Below are 1784 nucleotides of genomic sequence, written 5' to 3'. Positions count from 1 at the left end.
CCGGTTATTTCGGGTGTTCCCTCATGGAAACTGCCTTTGGTTTACTATCCAAACGTTAATTTTGCTGCGCCGAGATGGTTTGATCCTATACGTTTTATTATCCAAAGCGTGTGGTTGCTTTGCTTCAGGCAAAACGTAAATGTAAATACAGCATGGTCCAAAAAAACCAGCAGCTTAGCGATGACTTTAGCCGAACAAATTCGCAATGCGTTCTACTTGCCATTTGAATTGGTTGCAAAAAGCGTCCGCTGGTTAGAACAGACAGCGAACAACATCAAAGATCCACAAGTTCGAGAGCGTATTAAAGCAAGTAAGTCAGCGATGGCGTTGAACTACACCTTGCTGTTTTTCGTGGTGTTAATCGCTTTGCTTTGTTTTACGGTGCCATTTGGTTATCAGGCTCAGACTGTCTTTGTGTTGTTACTCTGGGCATTAGCGATGATGGTTCGTCGCATGCCGGGTCGTTTTCCTACCATGCTTTTGATCATCTTGTCGGTTACGGCCTCATGTCGATACTTGTGGTGGCGTTATTCGTCTACCCTGAACTGGGACGATCCTGTTGCTTTGTTTCTAGGGGGCGTTTTACTTCTAGCTGAGACGTATTCTTGGATTGTGCTGATGCTTGGCTATTTCCAAAATATCTGGCCATTGAATCGCAAACCAGTATCGATGCCACCGGATCAGTCAACTTGGCCAACCATTGACTTGATGATCCCTACTTACAACGAAGATCTCGATGTCGTGAAAGCGACGGTTTATGCCTCGTTAGGTGTCGATTGGCCGAAAGACAAACTCAACATCCACATTCTGGATGACGGCAAGCGTGATAGCTTCCGAGATTTCGCCAAAAGTGTAGGGGTGAACTACATCCGCCGCCCAACGAATGAACATGCGAAAGCCGGTAACATTAACTATGCGTTGAAGCAGACCAGCGGTGAGTTTGTTGCGATTTTTGACTGTGACCATATTCCTACACGAGCATTCTTTCAGCTCACAATGGGGATGTTCCTGAAAGATCCAAAGTTGGCGCTTATTCAGACGCCGCACCATTTCTTCTCTCCGGATCCTTTTGAGCGTAACTTATCGAACTTTCGTAACGTGCCAAACGAAGGCAACTTGTTTTACGGCTTGATTCAAGATGGTAACGACTTATGGGATGCAACTTTCTTCTGTGGCTCGTGCGCTATTTTACGTCGAGAGCCTTTAGAGGAAGTCGGTGGTATTGCAGTCGAAACCGTGACGGAAGATGCGCACACGTCTCTGCGCATGCACCGTTTAGGCTATCGTTCTGCATATCTTAAGCAGCCGATTTCTGCTGGTTTGGCGACAGAGACATTGTCTGCACACGTTGGGCAACGTATTCGTTGGGCTCGCGGGATGGCGCAGATATTTAGGGTAGATAATCCATTGACTGGAAAGGGTCTTAAGCTCTCTCAACGGCTTTGTTACGTCAATGCCATGCTGCACTTTCTATCTGGTATCCCAAGGATTGTATTCCTGATCGCACCATTGGCTTATTTGTTGCTACATTCCTACGTGATTTATGCGCCAGCGCTGGCGATCATTTTGTACGTATTGCCTCATATGATCCACGCGAGCATGACCAACTCTCGTATGCAGGGTGACTACCGTTATTCGTTCTGGGGTGAGGTATACGAAACCGTGCTTGCTTGGTATATCGCAAGGCCAACAACGGTGGCTTTGTTTGCACCCCATAAAGGGACATTCAACGTAACGGCAAAAGGCGGTTTGGTTGAAAAATCTCACTACGATTGGGTGATCTA

The 1784-nt window shown here is 46.7% G+C and carries 1 protein-coding gene; it reads left to right on the top strand.

What is annotated here, in order from left to right:
* Positions 1 to 1784, top strand: a 1784-nt coding sequence (bcsA, locus tag R7R78_RS23900; RefSeq protein WP_225474350.1) for a UDP-forming cellulose synthase catalytic subunit, incomplete at both ends; no start/stop codon positions are given.

It is taken from the genome of Vibrio sp. 2134-1, assembly GCF_033339495.1.
This window is presented reverse-complemented; position numbering and strand designations above follow the sequence as displayed.